Annotated in this window: 24 protein-coding genes; 1 reads left to right on the forward strand and 23 read right to left on the reverse strand. The window is 42.0% G+C overall.

The window, feature by feature from the left end:
* Positions 1 to 86: 86 nt before the first annotated feature.
* The 13 genes from era to rpsU form a co-directional block, all read right to left on the reverse strand.
* Positions 87 to 1,016: a GTPase Era gene (era, locus tag ACIQXH_RS02205; RefSeq protein WP_402869578.1), complete on the reverse strand. Its 930-nt coding sequence runs from the start codon at positions 1,014 to 1,016 to the stop codon at positions 87 to 89.
* Complete coding sequence (locus tag ACIQXH_RS02210) at positions 1,009 to 1,407, reverse strand: cytidine deaminase (RefSeq protein ID WP_402869580.1); 399 nt, start codon at positions 1,405 to 1,407, stop codon at positions 1,009 to 1,011. The genes era and ACIQXH_RS02210 overlap by 8 nt, the downstream gene beginning before the upstream one ends.
* Before the next feature lie 38 nt (positions 1,408 to 1,445).
* The gene (locus ACIQXH_RS02215) at positions 1,446 to 1,823 is read right to left on the reverse strand and encodes a diacylglycerol kinase family protein (RefSeq protein ID WP_402869582.1); all 378 of its coding nucleotides are present in this window, start codon (positions 1,821 to 1,823) and stop codon (positions 1,446 to 1,448) included.
* Positions 1,801 to 2,277 carry an rRNA maturation RNase YbeY gene (gene ybeY / locus ACIQXH_RS02220; protein ID WP_402958409.1) on the reverse strand — a complete coding sequence of 159 codons (477 nt, stop codon included), beginning with the start codon at positions 2,275 to 2,277 and terminating at the stop codon, positions 1,801 to 1,803. The genes ACIQXH_RS02215 and ybeY overlap by 23 nt, the downstream gene beginning before the upstream one ends.
* On the reverse strand, positions 2,274 to 4,424 hold the full coding sequence (locus ACIQXH_RS02225) for an HD family phosphohydrolase (RefSeq protein ID WP_403121971.1): 2,151 nt from the start codon (positions 4,422 to 4,424) through the stop codon (positions 2,274 to 2,276). Before ACIQXH_RS02225 ends, ybeY begins: the two co-directional genes overlap by 4 nt.
* Before the next feature lie 183 nt (positions 4,425 to 4,607).
* The gene (locus ACIQXH_RS02230) at positions 4,608 to 5,570 is read right to left on the reverse strand and encodes a PhoH family protein (protein ID WP_402869587.1); all 963 of its coding nucleotides are present in this window, start codon (positions 5,568 to 5,570) and stop codon (positions 4,608 to 4,610) included.
* 3 nt (positions 5,571 to 5,573) lie between these two features.
* Positions 5,574 to 6,761, reverse strand: coding sequence for a sporulation protein YqfD (gene yqfD, locus ACIQXH_RS02235; RefSeq protein WP_402869589.1), 1,188 nt, complete (start codon positions 6,759 to 6,761; stop codon positions 5,574 to 5,576).
* 15 nt (positions 6,762 to 6,776) lie between these two features.
* Complete coding sequence (gene yqfC, locus ACIQXH_RS02240; protein WP_402869591.1) at positions 6,777 to 7,061, reverse strand: sporulation protein YqfC; 285 nt, start codon at positions 7,059 to 7,061, stop codon at positions 6,777 to 6,779.
* Between the two features lie 123 nt (positions 7,062 to 7,184).
* On the reverse strand, positions 7,185 to 7,685 hold the full coding sequence (locus tag ACIQXH_RS02245) for a hypothetical protein (RefSeq protein WP_402869593.1): 501 nt from the start codon (positions 7,683 to 7,685) through the stop codon (positions 7,185 to 7,187).
* Between the two features lie 22 nt (positions 7,686 to 7,707).
* On the reverse strand, positions 7,708 to 8,685 hold the full coding sequence (gene floA, locus ACIQXH_RS02250) for a flotillin-like protein FloA (protein ID WP_402869894.1): 978 nt from the start codon (positions 8,683 to 8,685) through the stop codon (positions 7,708 to 7,710).
* Between the two features lie 41 nt (positions 8,686 to 8,726).
* Positions 8,727 to 10,052, reverse strand: coding sequence for an NfeD family protein (locus ACIQXH_RS02255; protein WP_403121974.1), 1,326 nt, complete (start codon positions 10,050 to 10,052; stop codon positions 8,727 to 8,729).
* Positions 10,053 to 10,323: 271 nt separating this feature from the next.
* The gene (locus ACIQXH_RS02260; RefSeq protein WP_403121976.1) at positions 10,324 to 10,767 is read right to left on the reverse strand and encodes a GatB/YqeY domain-containing protein; all 444 of its coding nucleotides are present in this window, start codon (positions 10,765 to 10,767) and stop codon (positions 10,324 to 10,326) included.
* Positions 10,768 to 10,781: 14 nt separating this feature from the next.
* Positions 10,782 to 10,955, reverse strand: a complete 174-nt coding sequence (rpsU, locus tag ACIQXH_RS02265) for a 30S ribosomal protein S21 (RefSeq protein ID WP_028391853.1) — start codon at positions 10,953 to 10,955, stop codon at positions 10,782 to 10,784.
* A gap of 223 nt (positions 10,956 to 11,178) precedes the next feature.
* Between rpsU and ACIQXH_RS02270 the strand changes: the two genes are divergently transcribed.
* Positions 11,179 to 12,108: a Na/Pi symporter gene (locus tag ACIQXH_RS02270; RefSeq protein ID WP_403121978.1), complete on the forward strand. Its 930-nt coding sequence runs from the start codon at positions 11,179 to 11,181 to the stop codon at positions 12,106 to 12,108.
* Positions 12,109 to 12,138: 30 nt separating this feature from the next.
* Here the strand turns inward: ACIQXH_RS02270 and deoC are convergent, their stop codons facing one another.
* The 10 genes from deoC to lepA all read right to left on the reverse strand — a co-directional run bounded on the left by deoC (position 12,139) and on the right by lepA (position 24,378).
* On the reverse strand, positions 12,139 to 12,810 hold the full coding sequence (deoC, locus tag ACIQXH_RS02275; RefSeq protein ID WP_402869600.1) for a deoxyribose-phosphate aldolase: 672 nt from the start codon (positions 12,808 to 12,810) through the stop codon (positions 12,139 to 12,141).
* A gap of 154 nt (positions 12,811 to 12,964) precedes the next feature.
* Positions 12,965 to 14,302 carry a tRNA (N(6)-L-threonylcarbamoyladenosine(37)-C(2))-methylthiotransferase MtaB gene (mtaB, locus tag ACIQXH_RS02280; protein WP_402869602.1) on the reverse strand — a complete coding sequence of 446 codons (1,338 nt, stop codon included), beginning with the start codon at positions 14,300 to 14,302 and terminating at the stop codon, positions 12,965 to 12,967.
* 6 nt (positions 14,303 to 14,308) lie between these two features.
* Complete coding sequence (locus ACIQXH_RS02285) at positions 14,309 to 15,061, reverse strand: 16S rRNA (uracil(1498)-N(3))-methyltransferase (RefSeq protein WP_402869896.1); 753 nt, start codon at positions 15,059 to 15,061, stop codon at positions 14,309 to 14,311.
* Between the two features lie 149 nt (positions 15,062 to 15,210).
* Positions 15,211 to 16,152, reverse strand: a complete 942-nt coding sequence (prmA, locus tag ACIQXH_RS02290) for a 50S ribosomal protein L11 methyltransferase (protein WP_402869603.1) — start codon at positions 16,150 to 16,152, stop codon at positions 15,211 to 15,213.
* Positions 16,153 to 16,188: 36 nt separating this feature from the next.
* Positions 16,189 to 17,310 (reverse strand): molecular chaperone DnaJ, encoded by a 1,122-nt coding sequence (dnaJ, locus tag ACIQXH_RS02295; protein ID WP_402869605.1) that lies wholly within the window; start codon positions 17,308 to 17,310, stop codon positions 16,189 to 16,191.
* 272 nt (positions 17,311 to 17,582) lie between these two features.
* The gene (gene dnaK / locus ACIQXH_RS02300; protein WP_402869607.1) at positions 17,583 to 19,424 is read right to left on the reverse strand and encodes a molecular chaperone DnaK; all 1,842 of its coding nucleotides are present in this window, start codon (positions 19,422 to 19,424) and stop codon (positions 17,583 to 17,585) included.
* A 39-nt stretch (positions 19,425 to 19,463) separates the two neighbouring features.
* Entirely contained in the window at positions 19,464 to 20,060 is a 597-nt protein-coding gene (gene grpE / locus ACIQXH_RS02305; RefSeq protein ID WP_402869898.1) for a nucleotide exchange factor GrpE, read from the reverse strand.
* Between the two features lie 94 nt (positions 20,061 to 20,154).
* Complete coding sequence (hrcA, locus tag ACIQXH_RS02310) at positions 20,155 to 21,183, reverse strand: heat-inducible transcriptional repressor HrcA (protein WP_402869608.1); 1,029 nt, start codon at positions 21,181 to 21,183, stop codon at positions 20,155 to 20,157.
* A gap of 125 nt (positions 21,184 to 21,308) precedes the next feature.
* The gene (gene hemW, locus ACIQXH_RS02315; protein WP_402986311.1) at positions 21,309 to 22,460 is read right to left on the reverse strand and encodes a radical SAM family heme chaperone HemW; all 1,152 of its coding nucleotides are present in this window, start codon (positions 22,458 to 22,460) and stop codon (positions 21,309 to 21,311) included.
* A gap of 82 nt (positions 22,461 to 22,542) precedes the next feature.
* A complete protein-coding gene (lepA, locus tag ACIQXH_RS02320) occupies positions 22,543 to 24,378 on the reverse strand; it encodes a translation elongation factor 4 (protein WP_402869612.1) in 1,836 nt (611 codons plus the stop codon).
* Between the last annotated feature and the right edge of the window lie 142 nt (positions 24,379 to 24,520).

Genomic DNA, 24,520 nt, shown 5'->3' on the forward strand with positions numbered 1-24,520 from the left:
TTATGACTAGCAATATCAGATGAATATCCGTCCTTATGATTAGCTTGACCGTTTTTCACACTTTCATGAAGCGTAAAATTTGTTAATTAATATTCTTTCTCATCAAATCCAAAATCACGTAGCTGACTAGCTTTATTACGCCAATCTTTCTGGACCTTGACCCATAGCTCAAGGAAAACCTTAGAGCCCAATAGGTTCTCAATGTCTACTCTCGCGCGACTACCGACTTCTTTCAGCATTTTCCCTTGCTTACCGATGACAATTCCTTTTTGGGAATCTCTCTCGACAATGATGGTCGCCATAACATTGATCGTGTCACTGTTATCCATTTTTTTGATTGAGTCAATCACAACTGCCACGGAATGTGGAATCTCTTCACGAGTCAAGTGCAGAACCTTTTCGCGGACCAATTCAGAAATGATGAAACGCTCCGGATGATCCGTTACTTGATCGGCTGGGTAAAACTGTGGCCCTTCAGGAAGATGTTCCTTGATTTGGGCAAGCAATGTATCGACATTATTACCTTCAAGAGCTGAAATAGGCACCACCGCTGCAAAAGGATACAGTTTTTGGTACTTTTCAATGATGGGCAGAAGGTCATCAGGATGCATCGTATCAATTTTATTGACTACAAGGAAAACGGGTGTATTAACCGATTGTAGCTTTTCAATGATGAACTCATCTCCACGACCGTAGCCTTCTTCAGCATTAATCATGAATAGAATCAGGTCGACCTCTTTCAAGGTATTCGTCGCAACCTTCATCATAAAGTCCCCAAGCTTATGCTTAGGTTTATGAATGCCCGGTGTATCAATGAAGATCATTTGTGAATCATTTTGTGTAAGTACACCTTGAACTTTATTTCTTGTCGTTTGAGGCTTGTCGCTCATGATTGCGATTTTTTGACCAATTACACGGTTCAAAAACGTGCTCTTGCCGACATTAGGACGGCCGATGATGGATATAAATCCTGATTTATATCCTTTTACCTGTGTATCGCTAACTAATTTATTCATTTAAATCCTCCGGTGAAAAAGCTCCTGGAAGCAATTCCTGTACTGTTAATTCTTTAGTATCACCATTCAAGTTGGTTAAAACAACCATCATATCCGGTTCACATAGTTCTGAAATGACTTGTCTGCAAGCTCCGCAAGGGGATACCGGTCGGTCCGTGTCCGCTACTACCGCAAGTTTGCTAAATTTCTTGTCATTATGTGCATAGGCACTGAATAATGCCGTTCTTTCCGCGCAGTTACACATGCTGTAAGCTGCATTTTCAATATTACAGCCATGATATACCTTACCATCGGCAGTCAATAAAGCAGCTCCCACTTTAAACTTTGAATAAGGGACATAAGCCTTTTCCCTAGCTTTTTTAGCTTCTTCAATCAATTCATTCGTATTCATTATACAATTCCCCCTCTACATTGGATGAATAAAAGAACCTACATACCCAACTTTGGCAAAAAAATAATCAATCCAACTATTATAGAAAATATAGCATATATGAATACAGCCCCGGCTGCAATATCTTTTGCCTGCTTGGCAAGAGGATGGATTTGGTCTGTCACTAAATCAACAACCCGTTCAATGGCCGAATTCACTAGTTCTAATGCAATCGTACCAGCAATTGCCGTCAAAATAAACAACCATTCCATTCCGTTCAATGAATAATACCAACCAAAGAACACAACGGCTGCCATCACCACGAAATGGATCTGTATGTTCCGCTCGGTCCGTACCGCTTCCAAAATCCCTTGACAAGCAAATGAAAAGCTTTTTACGAGTGGATACCTTGGCTTACCCTTCTCTCGAGAGCCCATATTCCCCCAATATCTCCTTTTGTCTAGAAAACATCACTTTTTCATCTTCTTCAGTCATATGGTCATAGCCTAGCAAATGAAGAAAACCATGTAGGGCTAAAAAGCCAAGTTCGCGGTCAAAAGAGTGTCCATACTCCTCGGCCTGCTCTTTTGTGCGTTCAATTGAAATGATGATATCACCAAGCATACGAGGCATTTCCGCCCCGATAATCTCGACTTCTTCCTCCCCCATCTCTTCCAGTGCAAAAGAAATGACATCGGTAGCCGAATCCTTATTACGGTATTCTTTATTAATCTCCTGAATCCTTTTGTTGTCGACAAAAGTGACGGATAGTTCCGTACCTTCTTCGATATTCTCTTTATTGGCGGCAAATTGCAAAATGCTTTCAACAAGCTGCTGCCCTTTTTCCGTCACTTCGTTCGTTTCATCGATTAAATCCATTGTTAAAATCATTTTTTCACCTTCTGTCCTAATTTATCCATGTCAGGATACTCGATCCTTGAGTGGAAGATACCATTCAGCGATTCACAAAGCGAATGCTTTACGATACTTAATTCTCTCATAGTAATGTCACATTCATCAAATTGACCGTCTTGAATCCGGTCACTGATTATGAAACTTACCAGTTCCTCGATCTTCTCGGGTGTAGGATGCTTCATCGACCTGACTGCAGCCTCAACACTATCTGCAATTCCAATGACGGCCACTTCCTTCATTTTCGCCATGGGCCCCGGATACCGGTAGTCGACTTCGCGTGTCGCTTCATCTTCCTTACATGCCTTATGATAGAAAAATTTCAATAAAGTCGTCCCATGATGTTGTTCCGCTATATCCACAATTTCCTTCGGGAACTTATGGCTGCGAAGCATTTCTCCGCCATCCACGGCATGCGCAATGATAATGTCCTTGCTCGTTTCCGGTTGTAGCCTATCATGCGGATTTTCCTCATTTAACTGGTTCTCGATGAAAAAGTGCGGCCGCTTTGTCTTGCCTATATCGTGGTAATAAGATCCGACTCTTGCAAGCAACCCATTCGAGCCAATTGCTTCACATGCAGATTCAGCCAAATTGGCAACCATTACACTATGGTGGTAGGTACCAGGTGCCTCAATCAAGATTTTTCGTAATAGGGGGTGATTCGGATTGGAAAGCTCGATCAACTTCATTGAAGATAAAATCCCGAACCCCGCCTCGAAAAATGGAAGCAGCCCCATCGTCAATACAGCAGAACCAAGCCCAGATCCTATAGCCGCTCCCGCATAATATAGATACTCCACTTTTGTGTAATGGCCATCCATAATGAAAATGAGCGAATAGACGAAAGCGATATTGATCACTGACATCATGAGACCCGCTACCAGTACTCTTGATTTGAAATTGGAACGCGATAATATTATGATGGCCATCAATCCGCTAAAAATGATATAAAGCCCCATAGAGAAGTCAAGATTTCCTGGCGTATCGCCATTAAATATTATCGTACCATAAGATCCTAATAAAATTGTCATGGCAACAGCCAATTTATCATTTAATAATATCTTAATAAGCATCGCTGCCATGGCAGCAGGGAAAATATATTCTAAATTCGAATCTTTCAGTTCAGCGAATATGCTGACTGTTTTCATCGTTGCCATTGCAAAAATGAAAACAAGGCTGAAAACCAACAACTGATTGTACTTATTATCCCGTTTCGTTATGGAATAGTAAAAAAAGTAATAAAAAGCCGTAAAAGTTAAAAAGATATAAAGCAGGAGCCCTACATATGGAAAGATAGTGGACTCGGTACTTAAAAACCCAGCCAATTCAAGCTGCCTGTACACGTCCCGGTCCACTAATTGATTTTCTTCGACGATAATCTGCCCCTGTAAAATCCTGACTGATTCCACACTTTCCACTGCTTTTCGGCGTTGTTCCTCCGTTTTATCTTTATCAAAAAAAACATTTTGAATAATCGCCGAACGGGCAAGTGATATGGAGACCTTCTTCATATCACTATTTATACTCATATAGCTCAGTTCATCTACCACTTTTTTCTTTGCATTTTCAACATCGCTGGCCGAGATCCGCTCACTCATCACATTATTCACAGCGGTTATCGTGGAGTCCCTCGCTATCTCCAGTTCATCTTCATCCGCCTGAATCAATGCCATGAAAACAGATTCTTCTATATCTTTATTGACCTCATCCGTCAATTTTTCTTTCAAGATGGAAACCTTTTGGCCATCCGTCTTTTTAATTCCTTTTTTACCGCCTTTATTAGGATCTGTTTCTTTGTTCACTTCAATCGCAGAATCAAAAATTGAAGAGATCAAATCGACTTTATTTTTGGCATATTCCTTTTTTAATGTATAAACATCCGCCACCTGTTTTGAAATTTCTTCTTTTTCTTTCGTAGTCTTATATGTATCTTCTATAGTCTTGGTGGATCGTATCGTTTGTTCTGCCGGCTTAAAAAGCTCCACTTGAATCTTTTCAGGCTTAACGTTGGATACCATTAACCCATATGCAAACAAACCAAGTACGACGAACAAGAGTACTTGAAAAAAACGATGGACCAGCAGGCCTTTTATTTTGGTGAAAAATTTTTGGATACGGTTCAAAGAAGGTCCTCCTAAAAAAAGATGGTTAATATGCTAGATATGTAAAATGATAACAGTTTTCCTTCTACTTTTCATCATGTTATGATAAAACCCTTGCTTTTTACCACATTAACATTGCATTCATGGATGATGGGCAAGCGAATCACCATGAAAAAATCCGCCATTTCATTGGCGGATTCCCTCTTATTCTTTTGCCTGTTCATATGCGCTGATAATTTTGGCAACGAGCGGATGCCTTACTACATCACTCTGTTCAAAATACACAAATGAAAGGCCTTTGACATTTTTGAGGATTTCCTCAACCCGAATCAAACCTGACTTCATCCCTTTTGGAAGGTCGATTTGGGTACGATCTCCCGTAATGACCATTTTCGATCCAAAACCGAGCCTCGTTAAAAACATCTTCATTTGGGCTTCGGTAGTATTCTGTGCCTCATCCAAGATTACAAAGGCATCCTCGAGCGTACGTCCCCTCATATAGGCCAAGGGAGCGATTTCAATCGTCCCGCGTTCAATCATCCTTTGGGTCTGTTCCATCCCCAGTAGGTCATGAAGAGCGTCATATAACGGACGTAGATACGGGTCTACCTTTTCTTTTAAGTCCCCCGGAAGGAATCCCAAACTTTCGCCGGCTTCAACGGCAGGTCTCGTCAAGATAATTCGTTTAACCTGTCCGTTTTTCAAAGCATTGATCGCCATCACTACAGCTAGATAGGTCTTCCCGGTCCCAGCAGGACCAATCCCGAATACTAAGTCGAGCTTCTTTATGGCCTGAATATAATATCGCTGGCCAATTGTTTTGACCTTAATCGATTTACCTTTAGCCGTTTTAGCAATTTCTTCTTCATATAATTCTCCGAAATATTCCAATGTTCCCTTGCGAGCCAATTCTATAGCATACATTACATCCCTAGAACTTATCGTAATCCCTTTTCTAATCACAGATAACAGCGCCTTCAGGATGTCCTGCCCCATCGTCACCCGCTCTAATTCACCGGCAACGCTTATTCCTTCCCCGCGGGTGATGACCGAAATGCCCAGCTCGTCTTCGAGCACTTTTACATTAGAATCTCCATTGCCCAATAAAGCGACCGCTTCATTAGGTGATTCAATTTCCAACTTGATAACCTTCACTTCATCTGCCATTCGCTAGTCTCCTTGAATGATTGGTTGTCCTACAGCAATATCTTCAATAACTTGGTAATGTATAGATAATTTCACTTTACCATTCTCCATGCTTTCGTGCAAAACTTTTTCCCCTATAATTTGGTCTTCTTCTTCAAGAAGCTTCCGTAAGTCGGCCTGGGCCATCTTCTTACCTTCCTTTATCGCTTCTTCCTTCGTATAACTCCGGACGATATCGTCTTTACTCCTTAATGTCTCGACTTTATAGGAAATGGGAAGTTCCCATTGCAGAAAATGAAACGGCCGATCAGTCGATTCTTTTTCCTGCTTTTTATAGCCCGGATCCTTAAATCCCCATATAGGTATAGATAAGCTGCTCACTTTTATATAATGCTTACTGGTTTCATTACCATTGTAAACGGAAAAATTGGTTTTCAGAGGCACTTCCACATTCGCCTTGTACCAAGTTTGCCCCATTACTTTCCCCTGCGCCGAAACAATTTCTGGTTTATCTTCTTTTCCAATTAACCCTGAAACAAGAAGTTGTCCTTTACTTACATAATCATGCACATTCACTTTAGGTTGTCCTTTTTCAATGAACATATTGGTGATGACCGCCTTTTTTGAAGCAACCAAATTTCGCGAGGAGGTTTTCTCTATTTCCTTCGGCTGCCGTTTTTCCACCACCTGGAAATGGTAGGTTGTCCCCTTAAGCTCCACACCAACCCAGGTTAGGGCACCAATGCGATCAGAGAGCTTTCGCTGAATCGTATCCACATCATCCACTAGAAATTGCACCTTTCCAATTTTCACGCCCATTTTGTCCAATTCTTTACGGATGGCGTGTTCGGTTTCTGGTTTTGCCCCTTTAACTTCTATCCCCCACACCATATTGGAAAGTACAAAAATGCAAATAAGGAAGGCAATCAAACCCGCCAAGAATCCACTATTTTTCATCACCCGCTTCATGAGAAACGGAAACCCCCTGCCTTGGAGGAATTTCACTTTACAGTCGCTTTTTCGCAGGACCTGACGCAATTTTGAAATTTCCCTGAAATCCATATGGAAAATCAGGGATTCACTTCCTACACGCTTCACATCCCAGATATGAAGCCCTCTCCTTGTCAACATATTGATTAGCCTTTCGGTTCCTCTTCCATATGCCTTCACTTTTACATAGCCTGTATAATAGTTTGTCCATTGGTTTTTCATGGAAACCTCCCGGGATCATTCATTGATAAAATATACTTTGTCAATTTTGCCCTCTAACATGATTTCCTCCGGCAAGATGGTCTTGATGACAAAGCCAGTTCCCTTTATTAGCAGCTGGCCATTTTTAAGCATTAACCTCACTTCACTGTCAGTAAAGGCCAACAAGCCACGATGATTTTCAATATATATATGTAATTGTCCGATCATGGTAATTCGCGGCAGGTCCATCATGACATCTTGCGGAAGGTCCATTGTTTTGGTCATAAGCTGTTTCACTTTTTTTCCCCAATTGCGAGCCATAAAAAAGAACCCCCTTTCATCTCAATGTATGAAATGAAAGAGGGTTCTAGCACAAAATTATAAAGGTTCAATTTCTATTTTTTCATGTTGAACGAATGAACGCGGGATACAAGTTCTTCCGAATTATCTCCTTGACCTTTGCAAGCTACGCTTAGCCCTTGGAGGTCCGAGCACCTCAGACATAATGATTCCATCAATCAACTGTTTCTTAGTGAAGGAAGGACCTTTATGATAGACGGGACTGCTATCGTCAGAAATGGCTGTAGTAATTCGATCTGCCTTATCTTTTTGTTCCACACGCTCTTGCTCATATTTCTGCTGCAGCCTTCTTAGTTCAGCAATCCTTTTTTCAGCTTGAGCTTTCGTTTCATCCACAGGCCCAGCAGAGTGTACGACACGCTTCTCTGCTTTTTGGGCAGATGCCGGAACAGGGGTTTGCCGCTGTTCCTTTTGTGGCATCTCGCCTTGAAGCTCCTGCATGATATCCTGCCATTTCTTTTTCGGCGGGTTGTTTGGATTGTTTTGTTGCGGCTGTTTTTTCCTGCCGAACATGGATGTTGCAACAGCTATCAAGATAATCAGAAGGAATGGATTACTGAGAAAGAATTGAATGAGATCTCCCATTTAAAGGCCTCCCTTCTGGGAATTAATTGTTATCCTTGTCCTTTGGGTTATCCGATATCTTACTGATGGAATCCCGCATATCCGTATCCGCCGTGATATTTTGGATATTCATGTAATCCATTACCCCTAGATTTCCGCTCTTCAGCGCTTCAGCCATAGCCAATGGCACTTCTGCCTCGGACTCTACAACCTTCGCTCTCATTTCTTGAACACGGGCTACCATTTCCTGTTCCAAGGCAACAGCCATTGCACGACGTTCTTCAGCTTTTGCTTGAGCGATTTTCTTATCCGCTTCAGCCTGGTCAGTCTGTAGGATAGCTCCGATATTCTTCCCGATATCCACATCAGCGATATCAATCGATAGAATTTCAAATGCTGTTCCTGAATCCAGACCTTTCGATAAAACGGTTCTAGAAATTAAATCTGGGTTTTCAAGGACATCCGTATGCCTTTTAGAAGCACCGATTGTCGAAACAATCCCTTCACCTACACGCGCGATGATCGTTTCTTCCCCAGCACCACCGACTAATCGTTCGATATTGGCACGAACGGTGATTCTTGCCTTTGCTTGCACTTCAATCCCATTCATCGCTACACCGGAGATGAATGGCGTTTCGATCACTTTAGGGTTAACGCTCATTTGAACCGCTTCCAGTACATCACGTCCTGCAAGATCGATGGCTGCCCCTCTTTCAAATGGCAATGCGATATTCGCACGTTCTGCTGCAATCAGTGCATTGACGACACGGTCAACATTCCCTCCTGCAAGGTAATGGCTCTCCAATTGATTCGTCGATACATTGATTCCCGCTTTGTGGGCTTTAATGAGCGGGTTAACTACCCTGCTTGGTATAACACGACGAAGCCTCATTCCCACTAATGTAAAGATACTGATTTTGACTCCAGCCGCTAAAGCTGAGATCCATAACATAACTGGTACAAATGTGAAAAATACCGATAAGATGATGATGGCCGCAATTACAGCCAACACGATAAATATTGTTCCTGAAGTTATCACCTAAACATTCACCCTTCCTATTTTCATTGATTTGATTCCGGAATTTGCCGAACGACTACTCTCGACCCTTCAGCTTTCACGACTTTGATGGATGTCCCTTTGGAAATAAAGCTTCCTTCTGTCACAACATCGACCCGTTCATCATTAATTAAAGCCGTTCCAGATGGCCTTAAGTCTGTCATTGCCTTACCTTCAACACCTAATAATTCCAAGCGATTCGGAGAACTGACATACCCTTGCTCTGTTTTTGTTGCATCGGTTAATATCATTTTTCTAAAAAAGTTCATTTTTTTACCAAGCACCTTTACAAATAGGATAGAAACCAAAATGGATGCGGTAATCGCAATTAACAAAGAAATGGTCATATGGACCGGATCTTCTGAAGCGAGAAATAAACTGCCTATAATTGCACTAAAGCCAAGCACCCCGATAATTCCTCCAGGGAGGAAAAACTCCAAGAGCACAAGGATGACTCCTAAGATGAATAGCGCTAACGACTCATAGCCCGTGATGCCTGCGACCAAATGTCCATAAAAGAACAATACGAGGCCAGTGATTCCAATAAAACCAGGAATGCCAAAACCAGGCGAAAACAACTCTACCACAATCCCGATGCCTGCTATCGTCAATAAGATGGGAATCACAAAAGGATTGGTCAAAAAGCGAGCTAACTTTTCTGGAAAGCTTTCCTCTATGGTTCGAATATCCGCATCTTCCACCCCGAGTATACTATATAACTCAGCTTTCCCCGAAACGGTCCCTTCACTGTAGCCGGCCTTTTTTGCCTGATCAGCAGTGAATGTCAGTAATTTTCCTTTTTCGGCTCCGTATTTTGGAAGGTCGATATCCTCATCAGCCATCGCTTGTGCATAAATGGGATCGCGTCCATTCTGTTCGGCTGCCGTTTTCATTGCAGCCAACCAATAAGATTCCGCTTTTTTTCCCGCTGCATTTCCCGAAGAGTCAATCACCGCAGCTGAACCCATTGTAGCACTGGGGACCATATAAATTTCATCGGCACTGAGCGAAATATAGGCACCCGCAGATAAAGCACGATTATTGACGTAAGCCACTGTTTTTACTGAGGAATTAGACAGTAACTTGGCTATCTCCCCTGCCGCATCTACGGCACCACCTGGGGTATTCACCTCGAAAATTACAAGATCTGCGTTATTCTCTTCTGCAATCGATAGTGCCCGTTGCAAAAAGGCGGCCAAACCCTTTTCCACCGTTTCTTGAATGGGAACCTGGTAAACAATCTTCTCCTTTGCAGAAGCACCGGGCACCAAGAAAGACACCATAAGCAGCAATCCGAATAAGAGAACAGATAGACCACGCCATATTTTCAATGGAACGCCTCCTTTCCCGTATTAAGCGCCTGTAAGCCGGTCTTTCCATTACCTAAAAGGCATATTTCACCCTTGCTAATCGAATCCACTTATTATCGTCACTTACTTAGTTAATACGTATGTATATGAAAAAGGTTTCATTTAAAAAGCAATTAATTTATATAAAACCAGTCGGCTGCCCTTTCACTAGTTACTATACGTCTAAAAAAGGCGAAATAATCACGTAAACACACAAAAACCACAGGCTAATGCCTGCGGTTAGGTTTCGAGTTTAAGATAGATGTTGTTGTACTAACTTGTTTACTAGAGAACCATCTGCTTTACCTTTAACTTTAGGCATTAAAGCTCCCATAACTCTCCCCATATCTGCTTTGGATGTTGCATTGATTTCCTCAATTGTTGATTTAACAATCTCAGAAATCTCTTCTTCTGATAGTTGCTCAGGCATATATGCCTCTACGTATCCCAATTCGGTGCGGACTTTATCCACGAGATCGGAACGACCTGCGTTTTCAAACTCCTGGAGGGAGTCTTTGCGTTGTTTTAATTCGCGAGAGAGCACTGTCAATTCTTCATCATCTGTTAAATCTTGTCTCTGTTTTAGAGCTTCGTTTTGAAGCGAAGCTTTCAACATACGAATAACAGATAGTTTGTCCTTTTCCTTGTTCTTCATCGCTTGTTTCATATCATTATTTAAACGCTCGAGAAGACTCATCTTTCCACCCTCTCTTAGAATTTACGTTTTCTTGCAGCTTCAGACTTTTTCTTACGTTTTACGCTTGGCTTTTCATAAAATTCACGCTTCCTAGCTTCCTGAAGCGATCCTGCTTTAGATACAGTACGTTTGAAACGACGAAGAGCATCTTCAAGCGATTCGTTTTTACGAACGACGGTTTTAGACATCTCTTTCCCTCCCTCCGAAAACAACACACTAACTCAAGTTGTCAACATGTTATACATGTACTAAACAATTATAATATATCATCTTTAACAGGTCAACCAATAAAACGAAACTTATTTGAAATATTATCATGTTGTTACCATATTTTTTTCTAATTGCAACTTTGAAGCTTTTTATAGCATGTCTCTCCCCTATGGCCCATAGACTGTTCAAGAGGTGTTGGTCATGTACGAGTTACTTTTATTCCTTTTATTCATCACTTTATTTTTAGCGGGTATGGCCGTTTTACGCATCGGCTTATTCAACCTGTCCGGCGCTAAATTAAAATCCTTTCTTTCTAAGGTGACCGATAAACCATGGAAAGGTTTTTTTGCAGGTACGATTTTCACAGGCATTCTTCAAAGCAGTTCGGCGGTCATGGTCATGACCGTGGGTCTCGTTTCCGCCGGCAGTTTATCCTTTCCACAGACGATTGGCATCATTTTAGGAACGAATATCGGTTCGACCTTTACAGCTGAATTCATGACCTTTTCATTGGACCGCTGGATCATTCCAGGAGTCTTATGCGGTGCCGCTCTTTGCTTTATGCCCAAAATCGCATTAAAAAGCGCCGGAATGTCCCTTATAGGCATCTCTGCCATTTTCGCGGCGATGAGCGGCTTTAAGATGCTCTCCAAGCCCATCGCTGCCTATCCGTCTGTTCAGCATGTAATCAGTGGCATAGAAAACCATCTTAGTTATGCTTTGTTGGCAGGTATCCTGTTAACGGCGCTGATTCACTCTAGCTCCGCGACCATCGGAATCGCCATGAGTTTTTTAATGAGTGGGGAGCTATCCGTCTCTTCTTCCATCATCATGATGCTCGGTTCTAATATCGGTACGTGTATCACAGGCTATATGGCTAGCATCGGTTCAGGTAGACAAGCTGCCTTTACAGCATATGCACATATATGGCTGAATGTGATCGGTGTGGCTGCCTTCCTTCCTCTTGTGGACGTTCTAGAACGGACGGCTGCCTTTTTCACTGAAAATAAAGCGACCCAGCTTGCACATGCTAGTGTCATTTTTAACATTACGACTTCTTTAATCGTTTTACCTTTCGCTAGCCAATTTTCCAACTTCATTTTATTACTGCATCGCCCTCAAAAAAAATAAGCCGCATTCCTAAGAATGCGGCCATGAAAATTAATAATCAGAATCAGCTGTTAAGCCTTTTACAATGGATACACCAGCACTTGCTCCAATCCTAGATGCTCCTGCTTCAATGATTTTCTCAGCATCGCTCGTGTTACGAACCCCACCTGAAGCTTTAACGCCGATATTCGGTCCAACCGTTTTTCTCATAAGCGCTACATCTTCAACCGTAGCACCACCTGTTGAGAATCCTGTTGAAGTTTTAACAAAATCCGTTCCCGCTTTAACAGCTATTTCGCAAGCACGCACTTTTTCTTCCTCTGACAATAATGATGTTTCAATAATGACCTTTGAAAGGGCCTTACCAGTCGCTGCAGCGACAACGGCACGAATGTCCCGCTCAACCAATTCATCATCCTTGTCCTTCAAAGCACCGATGTTGATTACCATATCAACTTCATGCGCACCGTTGCTGATAGCATCTTTTGTTTCGAAGGCTTTAGTTTCAGGAGTGGACGCTCCTAGAGGGAAACCTATTACCGTACAAACCTTTACCTCTGAACCTTCCAATAACTCACTAGCATACTTCACCCAAGTTGGGTTCACGCATACTGATGCGAATTTATATTCTCTTGCTTCTTCACATAAAACTTTTATTTGTTCTTTCGTTGCATCCGCTTTTAATAAAGTGTGATCGATTAAACTTGCTACATTTTGTGTCATTTAGTAATCCTCCTTAATATTCATAAAAAAACTAGTTGTCCGTACCTCTCATGATACCATAATAATTTCAAAATGACGATATATATAAACTATACCCTTATGTTCCGTTATCACTCTAAAAAGAAGAAAAAAAAGACAGCGATAAATCGCCGTCTTAAAGATTAGCTGCTTGTTGTAATGGAAGATCTTTCACAATCGTAACAAACTGTCCTTCACTATGTGGATAGCCGGATTGTGTAATTTTCACTTTTACGATTTCTCCAACCATTTCTTCAGTAGCCGGGAAAATAACCTTCATATAATTATCGGAGTACCCCTCATAAAGCCCATTTTCCAATGGTGTTTCAGGAATCACTTCCAGTACTTCTCCTTCGAATTGAGAAGCATACTCTTTTGCCAGCTGATCGGACAAAGAGATCAGGCGATGAACACGTTCGTTTTTCACATCTTCATCCACTTGATCATCCATGCGTGCCGCTGGGGTCCCTGTACGTTTCGAGTATGGGAATACATGTAATTCAGAGAACTTATATTTCTTGATGAAATTATATGTCTCCATGAATTCCTCTTCAGTTTCTCCAGGGAAACCTACAATGACATCAGAAGTAACGGCAAGGCCGGGAAGTGCCACTTTTAATTTTTCGATACGGTCCCCGAAGAAATCCATCGTATATTTACGTCTCATCCGTTTTAACACAGTATCTGATCCTGATTGAATCGGAATATGCAAATGGCGAACCACTTTTTTGGACTTCGTAAGCACTTCAATGATTTCATCCGTTATTTGACTCGCTTCAATGGAAGATATGCGGATCCGTTTAAGTCCCTCGACCTTTTCCAAATCACGCAAGAGCATCGCCAAATTATAATCCTTCAAGTCGTCACCATAACCACCTGTATGAATGCCAGTCAACACAAGTTCCTTATACCCTGCTTCGACAAGCTGTTCAGCTTGATGGACGACTTCCTTTGGATCACGGGAACGCATTAAACCACGTGCCCATGGAATGATGCAGAACGTGCAGAAGTTGTTACAACCTTCCTGGATCTTTAAAGAAGCTCGGGTTCTGTCGGTAAAAGCTGGTACATCCAATTCTTCGTATACACGGTTTTTCATAATGTTTCCTACTGCATTAATCGGTTCGCGTTCCACCTTGAATTGTTCGATGTATGCTAACAGTTTTCCCCTGTCCTGTGTGCCCACCACGATATCGACACCTGGGATTGCCATGATTTCAGCAGGCGACGTCTGTGCGTAACATCCTGTTACTGCAATGACGGCATTGGGATTTTTACGGATAGCGCGGCGGATGACCTGGCGGCTTTTCTTATCGCCCGTGTTCGTTACCGTACACGTATTGATGACATACACATCCGATGTGTTTTCGAATTCAACACGGTCATATCCTTCTGTCTTAAATAATTGCCAAATAGCTTCTGTTTCATAATGGTTTACTTTACAGCCTAATGTATGGAAAGCGACCGTTGCCATTTTTCATCACCTCAAAAGTTCTACATGATAAGAAACAGCGGAAAGTGCATATAAAGGTGCTGTTTCAGTTCTTAATATTCTAGGTCCAAGTCCACATGCTACAAAACCGGAAGATGTTAATTTCTCGATTTCTTTTTCCGCTAGGCCCCCTTCAGGCCCAAAAACGAAAAGAATCGACTGTCCAGCCCTGATGTTTTCCAACACCGACGCTAGCACGGATGTTTCACCGCGCTTTGCCTCTTCTTCAAATGCGATTAATGAATGATCGTATTCAGAAGCAAGCTCCGTTAGTTGAGCGATTGACATCGGTTCGGTCACGGAAGGGACAACTGTACGGTGGGACTGCTCGGCCGCCTCCTTAGAAATCTTTTGGAGTCTTTCTAGTTTCTTGCCGACCTTTTTGTGGTCCCATTTTACCACCGAACGAGCCGCAATAAAAGGGATAAACTTGTAAGCGCCCAATTCCGTCCCCTTTTGAACGATATACTCCAGCTTATCCCCTTTAGGCAGACCGCTCGCTATCGTCACCTGGACGGGAAGCTCTTTTTCTTCATTCTTCCATTCCAAAATGTTTCCTATAACTGTATCACTCGTAATTTCCGAGATTTCCGTGACTGCAGCCATGCCACTGCCCTTTACAGTTATGATTCGCTCTCCAGGTTCCATTCTCATGACTCTGGCAATATGGTGAAAATCATCACCTGTAATGGTCACGGTTTGTCCCTGAAAGTCCATTTCATTAAGAAAATATCGTTGCACAGTGCCACCTACTCCGTCTAGTCTAAAAAAACTCACAGGCTAGCAGTCAAAGGCATCTTCCCTTGAATGCTTTGTGCCTTGCCAAGGTTTGAGCGTAAAAAAAGGTACTCTGATTACCTGTGGATAAGATAATCAGAGTAACTCATCATTCAATCATTTCTTTTAGCAATGAACGCAACCCAATCTTCCATCTGGATGGTTTCCACAATTATGAATCCGGAAGCTTGAATCGCTTCCTTCACATCTTGTTTTTTAGGTTGAATGATTCCAGAGGCAATGAAATGCCCACCAGGTTTCACGATTTTCGCAACATCGTCCGTAAAGCGCATAATCACTTCGGCCAAAATATTGGCTACTACGACATCCGCCCGTTCATCTACTCCATCCAATAAGTTACCTTGCGAAACAGAGACCTTTTCCTGAACATTGTTCAGTTCAACATTTTGAATGGCCGACCGAACAGCCACTTCATCCAAATCAAGTGCCTGAACTCGTTTTGCATCCAACAATGCGGACGCTATGCTCAAGACTCCAGAACCCGTTCCAACATCAACCACAAGATCACCCGGTACAACAGTACGTTCGAGGGCTTGGATACACATGACGGTTGTCGGGTGGGTACCCGTCCCGAATGCCATGCCCGGATCCAGTTCTATGATCAATTCATCACTGCTTACTGGCGTATAGTCTTCCCAAGTTGGGACAATGGTGAATCGCTCGGATATCTTGACTGGATTATAATATTTCTTCCAGGCAGTTGCCCATTCTTCCTCATTCACTTCACTGATTGAAACAAGGTTCTTCCCTAGGTCTATTTCAAATTGCAGGAGATTATTGATGGATTCCTTAATAGCATCAACCGTTTCACCAAGAAAGCTATTAACCGGCAAGTACGCCTTGATCAAAACACCTTCGTCCGGATAATCATCTGGGTTCAGGTGGTAGATTTCGCCAAAGACATTTTCACGTTCTTTGACTAATTCAAGAGGATCCTCAATGACAACACCGCTTGCACCTGCCTCATGAAGGATATTTGAAACAGGTTCAACCGCTTCATTTGTTGTGTGGATTGCAAATTCAGACCACTTCATAACCTACCAACTCCCGATCTCTTCTTTTACTTTTAGTCATCTATCTTTAAAAGCACGCTTTACCTTCGAGAAAAAGCCATCTTCTTGTTCATCAATGCCTGATTGGCCACTGATTTCGCTGAACTCACGAAGAAGTTCTTTTTGTTTTTCCGTCAATTTCTTTGGAGTGACCACCAATACGATTACATGCTGGTCGCCTTGTCCATAGCCCCTGACATTCGAAACGCCTTTTCCTTTTAAACGGAAACGCGTACCAGTTTGTGTACCGGCAGGAATCTTCAATTTAACTTTGCCATGCAAGGTTGGGACTTCAATTTCGTCTCCTAACGCAGATTGGGCAAATGTAATCGGCATTTCGCAATAAATATCATCGCCATCCCGTTCAAAGAATTCATGAGTACGGACATGGAAGACTACATATAGATCTCCGGATGGGCCACCATTGATTCCAGGCTCCCCTTGACCGGAAACTCGAAGCTGTTGTCCGTCATCGATACCTGCAGGTACTTTGATTTGAATTTTTTTACGTTTTTGAACTTTTCCTTCACCTTTACACGTTGAACATTTATTCGGAATGATTTTACCTGTTCCTTGACAATGGTGACAAGCTCTCCGGTTAACGATACGCCCGAAAGCTGTATTTTGTTCAACATTTAACTGACCAGTTCCGTGACAGTGTGAACAGTTTTCGACTTTTGTACCAGGCTTTGCACCTGAGCCCTTACATGTATCACAATTCTCTTCACGTGGAATTTCAATCTCTGTATCTTTCCCAAATGCGGCTTCTTCAAAAGAAAGCGTCATCGTATATTGCAGATCGGCCCCTTGACGAGGTGCATTAGGATCTCTTCTACGACCTCCACCACCAAAGAAACTACTGAAAATATCTTCGAATCCGCCAAAACCACCAAAGTCTTGACCACCACCGAAGCCTTGATTCGGATCCGTATGCCCAAATTGATCATAATGGGCTTTTTTCTGTTCATCGCTTAATACTTCGTAAGCTTCCTTAATTTCCTTGAATTTATCCGCAGCATCGTCTGCTTTATTAATATCAGGGTGATATTGTTTGGAGAGCTTTCGATACGCTTTCTTGATTTCATCCTTCGAAGCACTCTTCGAAAGGCCTAACACCTCATAATAATCGCGTTTACTCATATCTAAATCCACTCCCGATTCGATTCACATAAAGATTATATTATCACTGTAGGAAGATAATAATCAACTAGAAAAGCACAAACAGTTTGAACACCCATCCATAAAAGAAGTGGGAATGTCCCCTCAAACTGTCATTTCATCTCTTTATAGCCCTATCATTCCTATATTTAGCTCCATCCATTGTAAAAAAAGCCAAAGCCAAGATAACCTGACTTTGACTTTTCTACTTCAGGCAGCATTTCACTACCCACTATTTCAGCATCCCAAAAGGGTTACTTTTTATTTTTTTCGTCTTCGTTCACTTCTGTAAATTCTGCATCAACGACGTTATCGTCTTGAGCTCCAGCTTCACCAGCACCCTCTTGGGCAGCTTGCTGTGCTTTAGCCGCTTCTTCGTAAAGCTTCATAGTTAAAGCTTGAACGATTTCGTTTAGAGCATCTTTTTTCGTACGGATTTCTTCAAGCTCATCTTTCTCGATTGCAGCTTTCAGTTCATCCTTCGCTTCGTTCGCTTTTGTTACTTCCGCTTCGTCTACTTTACCTTCTAGATCTTTAAGCGTTTTTTCCGTTTGGAAGACAAGTTGGTCGGCTTCATTACGAAGTTCCACTTCTTCTTTACGTTGTTTATCAGCATCGGCATTTTCTTCTGCTTCGCGTACCATACGCTCGATTTCTTCATCAGAAAGACCTGAAGATGATTTGATTGTGATGGCTTGCTCTTTGTTTGTACCAAGATCTTTTGCACGAACATTAACAATACCGTTTTTATCAATATCGAATGTTACTTCTACTTGAGGAATTCCACGTGGTGCAGGTGGAATATCGCTTAATTGGAAACGGCCAAGCGTTTTATTATCCGCTGACATTGGACGTTCACCTTGAAGAACATGGATATCCACAGCTGTTTGGTTATCTGCTGCTGTTGAGAACACTTGAGATTTACTTGTCGGAATCGTTGTATTACGGTCGATTAACTTAGTGAATACACCGCCCATTGTTTCAATTCCAAGGGAAAGTGGAGTTACGTCTAAAAGAACCACGTCTTTAACGTCTCCAGTTAACACGCCACCTTGAATGGCAGCACCCATCGCTACTACTTCATCAGGGTTAACACCTTTGCTAGGTTCTTGACCGATTTCCTTTTTGATTGCTTCCACTACTGCAGGAATACGAGTAGATCCACCAACAAGGATGACTTTATCGATTTCTGAAGCTGAAAGTCCAGCATCTTTCAATGCTTGACGAGTAGGTCCCATCGTACGTTCAACAAGACTTGATGATAGCTCATCAAATTTAGCTCTAGTCATCGTTACGTCCAAGTGAAGTGGGCCAGCATCCCCAGCTGTGATGAAAGGTAATGAAATTTGAGTTGAAGTTACACCTGAAAGGTCTTTTTTCGCTTTTTCAGCTGCATCTTTCAAACGTTGAACAGCCATTTTGTCTTTAGAAAGATCGATGCCATTCTCTTTTTTGAATGCTTCTACTAAATAATCAATGATTACTTGGTCGAAGTCGTCTCCACCTAGGCGGTTGTCACCAGCTGTTGAACGTACTTCGAATACTCCGTCTCCAAGTTCCATGATGGATACGTCAAATGTACCGCCACCAAGGTCGAATACAAGGATGGTTTGGTCTTCTTCCGTTTTATCCAATCCGTAAGCAAGTGCTGCAGCTGTAGGTTCATTGATAATACGTTCCACTTCAAGACCAGCAATTTGACCAGCGTCTTTAGTTGCTTGACGTTCAGCGTCATTAAAGTAAGCAGGAACGGTGATAACCGCTTTTGTTACTTTTTCTCCAAGATATTCTTCAGCATAAGATTTCAAGTATTGAAGGATGATTGCAGATACTTCCTGCGGTGAATATTCTTTTCCATCAATTACTTCCTTATGGTTAGTACCCATATGACGTTTAATGGAAATGATTGTGTTCGGGTTCGTAATTGCTTGGCGTTTGGCCACTTCCCCTACTTGACGTTCCCCATTTTTAAATGCCACAACAGAAGGTGTTGTACGGTTTCCTTCTGGATTCGGGATAACTTTTGGTTCCCCGCCTTCAAGTACAGATACGCAAGAGTTTGTAGTACCTAAGTCAATACCAATAATTTTGCTCATTGTTACACTACCTCCCAATATTTATATGTAATGATTTCTTTATTCGTTTACCTTTACCATGGCCGGGCGAATCACTCGGTCCTTAAGAAGATATCCTTTTTGGAATTCTTCCACAACGATGTTCGAACCGAAGTTCTCATCTTGAACTTGCATGACGGCTTGATGCAAACGCGGATCGAATTCTTCACCGACAGAATTGATCGGTTCGATGCCTTCTTTCGCCAATGCACCAATAATGCCTTTATAGACCATTTCCATGCCTTGAAGAAGGGACTTTGTTTGCTCATTATCCGCTTCGATTTTAGTCGCTCTTTCAAAGTTATCAAGAGCCTCGACCAAATTCCCGGCAATATCTTGCACTCTATATTTTTGAGCCGCTTCCATATCAAGCTTTGCACGGCGTCTAGAATTATCGAAATCAGCTTGCAAACGAAGGTAACGGTTATCCATTTCTTCGATTTTAGCTTCTAGTTCCTGAATCTTTTCTTGAGCCAACTGTAGCTCATCTTTTTCTACCGGAGTTTCCTCCTGAGTTTCTTCCGATGAATTCACTTCTTCAGCAAAAACCGCTTCTTCCGTGCTTTCCTCGATTGTTTCATTATTTAATGTCTGTTCATTGTTTTTATTTTCCACAATCTCACCTCCCCTAAAGGATTATACAAATTTATGCTTAAGTAATAGGTTGGGCGGTGGTAACCCTTTTACCGCCACCTTACTATTACCTTTGCTCCTATTTTTGATACAGCTTTGTCATCAACGTCGTTAAATCCTTCGAGAAAAAAGAAAGGAGACTGATTACTCTCGAATATTCCATTCGAGTTGGACCCAATATTGCCAAGGTGCCCACTTGTTCCTGCCCGATTGAATACGTCGCGGTAATCAAACTACAATCCTCAAGGACTGTATTTTGATTTTCACGGCCAATCTTGACATGAATGCCAGATGGGTTTTTCGTAATGAGATCATAAAATCCTTGTTCCTGTTCGATCATGGATAAAAGTGTGCTGACTTTTGCAATGTCATGGAACTCAGGCTGCCTCAAGATATTCGTTTTACCACCGAAAAATATTTTTTCCGGTTTCGTATCCGTGAGGGTGTCCGCAAGAACGGAAACGACCGATCCATAATTATGGATGTGATGGCTCAATAAGACCGCCACTTCCTTATAGATCTTATCCTTCAGCTCGACAAGCGGTACATCCACTAACCGGGCATTTAAAATATTGACTACCTTCTCGATTTCATTGATATCGAAAGAAGGAGGCAGGGAAATCATTCGATTTTCAACATGGCCTGTGTCAGTGATGATGATCGCAATTGCCGTTTCAGGACTCAATGGAATGATTTGAATCTTTTTCAGCTTATGTTCATTGACTTTGGGGCCAAGAACGATTGCCGTGTAATTCGTCAATTCAGAGAGTATCTTAGCTGACTTTTGGACAATCTTTTCCAGTTCATAAATGCGCTCCACGAACACGGATTTCAACAATTTCATTTCATTCTTTTTTGGAGCTTGAGGAGAAAGTAAATGATCCACATAATATCTATACCCTTTTTCAGAAGGAACCCTTCCTGAAGATGTATGAGTTTTTTCTAAAAAACCCAATTCTTCAAGATCAGACATTTCATTGCGAATAGTGGCCGAGCTGAACGTAATTTCATCTTTCTTCGACAAGCTTCGCGACCCGACAGGCTGGGCTGAATGGATAAAATCCTCGATTATCACTTGCAGAATCAATAATTGACGATCAGTTAGCATGTATGATCACCTCTGTTAGCACTCTAACTTCCTGAGTGCTAATATACTAATAAATTATCAAATGAAGCTGATGATGTCAATAATGAAAACCGCTAAATTACCGTTTATAGGACAAGAGATTTCCATCAATCCGTATCAACCACTCCCAAAAACGATTGAAACACTTCATTACCAAGCAATTTGCCACGCTCAGTCAGGCTTACGAACCCGTCCTCAATCGTGAGTAACCCCTTTTTCATTTGTTCTTCGAGAGATTCCCCGAAAATCTCCTTCATTTCTACAGAAAATTTGCTTTTGAATGTTTCTAGGGAGACGCCTTTTGTTTTCCGGAGCCCCAAAAACATCTCTTCTTCCATTTTTTCATAGAGCGGCACAGGATGTTCATCTAAAACAGGCAATTCACCTTTTAGCAAAGGAGTGATGTATTTTTTTACCGGACCATGATTGGCCACTCTTTTGCCGCCCGTATATCCATGAGCTCCAGCACCGATGCCATAATACTCTTTATTGTCCCAGTATGTCAGATTATGCTTACTTTCAAAACCGGGGCGAGCAAAATTACTGATTTCATATTGATGCATTCCATGCCTCTCCATCTCTTCCATCAGCCGCTCATACATGGAAGCCTCTAGTTCCTGTGGAGGGAGATTCAATGTGCCTTTACGCATTTGATTGTAAAAGACCGTCTTTGGTTCGACGATCAAGGAATAACTGGAATAGTGAGGAAGTTGCAGGGCAAGGGCTTTCGCGAGTGTATCCTCGAAATCTTCCATAGTTTGCCCCGGTAATCCATAAATCAAGTCAATCGTAATATTGGTGAATCCCACATCCTGAGCCAACTGAATGGTTTCATACACCTCGGATGCCCGATGTGTTCGGCCGATGCGCTTCAATAATTCGTCATTAAAGCTTTGTACCCCAAAACTTAGCCTATTCACGCCTGCTTGAAAGAGGATTTCAAGCTTTTCTCTCGAAAGGTCCCCGGGATTGGCTTCAAACGTATACTCAGCCTGTTTGGCATCGAAAGGGAGGGTCTCATTGATGGCCTCACAAAGGAAGGATAGCTGCTTTTCATCAAGTGAGGTGGGTGTTCCCCCACCAACAAAGACCGTATCCAGTTCCGTTGTCGGATATTTAGCAAGTTGCATTTCCATTTCCCTTTTCATCATCCGTAAATATTCATCAACGGGCTGCCCTTGTAAGAAAACTTTATTAAAATCACAATAGTGGCAAATATGTTCACAAAACGGGATATGCAGGTAAGCACTTTTAATCATTAAGTTCACAACCTTTATTTAATCGAATGGACCGATAGAAAAAGAGGCTAGATCCTGTCTACCCTCTTTTTTCTACTATCATTTATTTTTTTGGAGTCGTGTCATCCATTTTCAGGACAGCCATGAAGGCTTCTTGTGGCACTTCAACGGAACCAACTTGTTTCATCCGCTTTTTACCTTGTTTTTGTTTTTCAAGCAATTTACGTTTACGGGAAATATCGCCACCGTAACATTTAGCCAATACGTTTTTACGCATGGCACTAATGGAAGAACGGGCCACGATTTTTTGTCCGATAGCCGCTTGGATCGGCACTTCGAATTGCTGTCTTGGAATCAATTTCTTCAATTTTTCAACGATGATTTTTCCACGTTCATAAGCAAAGTCCTTATGGACGATGAAACTTAATGCATCGACCGTTTCGCCATTCAATAAGATATCCATTTTGACAAGTTTGGATGGCTTATATCCGATTAACTCATAATCGAATGAAGCATACCCTCTTGTATTGGATTTCAATTGATCAAAGAAATCATAGACGATTTCTGACAACGGAATCTCATAATGGATACTTACGCGCGTTTCATCCACGTATTCCATATCGATGAAATTCCCACGTTTGTTTTGGCAGATTTCCATGATGGTTCCCGTAAATTCTGTTGGTGCCATCATGGTCGCCTTAACATAAGGTTCTTCGACGTTTTCGATTTTTTGTGGATCCGGCATATTGGATGGATTATCCACCTTTATGGACGTTCCATCTGTAAGAATAACGTCATATATAACACTTGGTGCTGTCGTGATTAAATCAATTTTGAATTCACGCTCGATACGTTCTTGAATGATTTCCATATGAAGAAGGCCAAGGAAGCCACAACGGAAACCAAATCCTAACGCTTGAGAAGACTCTGCCTCGAATTGCAACGCTGAATCATTCAACTCCAGTTTTTCTAAAGCATCACGTAAATCATTGAATTTAGATGCATCAATCGGGTATAAACCGCAATAAACCATCGGATTCATCTTCCGGTAACCAGGCAAGGCTTCTGTCGCGGGATTATTGGCACTCGTAATCGTATCCCCTACAGTCGTATCACTGACATTCTTAATGGCTGCGGTCAGGAAACCTACATCCCCCACTGTCAGTTCATCAAGCATTTGGACTTTCGGATTGAAGACGCCCAATTCGGTCACATCAAATTCCTTGCCAGTGGACATCATCTTGATTTTATCGCCCACTTTAATAGAACCCTCAACAACCCGGATGTAAGCTACTACACCGCGATAAGCATCAAATACGGAGTCAAAAATAAGTGCTTTAAACGGTCCGTCCGGATCACCCTGAGGTGCCGGAACCAATTCTACGACCTGTTCTAAAATATCCTCGATTCCAATTCCAGCTTTAGCCGAGCATAAAACCGCATCAGATGCATCAAGACCGATTACATCCTCGATTTCACCACGGACCCGCTCAGGATCGGCACTTGGCAAGTCAATCTTATTGATGACAGGTAAAATTTCCAGGTTATTGTCCAATGCTAAATAAACATTGGCAAGCGTCTGGGCCTCGATGCCTTGAGCAGCATCCACGACAAGGACTGCACCTTCACACGCAGCAAGGCTTCGTGAAACCTCGTAAGTGAAATCTACGTGCCCCGGTGTATCGATAAGATGGAAGATATATTCTTCGCCATCTTTCGCCTTATATTTCAATTGAATCGCATTCAATTTAATCGTAATTCCACGCTCACGCTCTAAGTCCATAGAATCTAACAATTGACTCTTCATTTCACGTTGAGTCATGGCGTTCGTCTTTTCTATGATACGATCCGCCAATGTTGATTTACCATGATCAATATGAGCGATGATGGAAAAGTTACGAATCTTTGATTGTCTTTTTAATTTCTCTTCTCTATTCATAACGTTCACTCCCAATAGTCGACACAATACACTATTTTTCATTATATCAATAGAAAATGCAAGATTCAACAGAATAGTTACAAGGACAGTCCATTATGAAGAAGGAGATAGCAAAAAAGGCTGCATTCAATTTGAATGGAGC

Source organism: Peribacillus sp. NPDC097225, from assembly GCF_044761955.1.
Taxonomy (GTDB): Bacteria; Bacillota; Bacilli; order Bacillales; family DSM-1321; genus Peribacillus.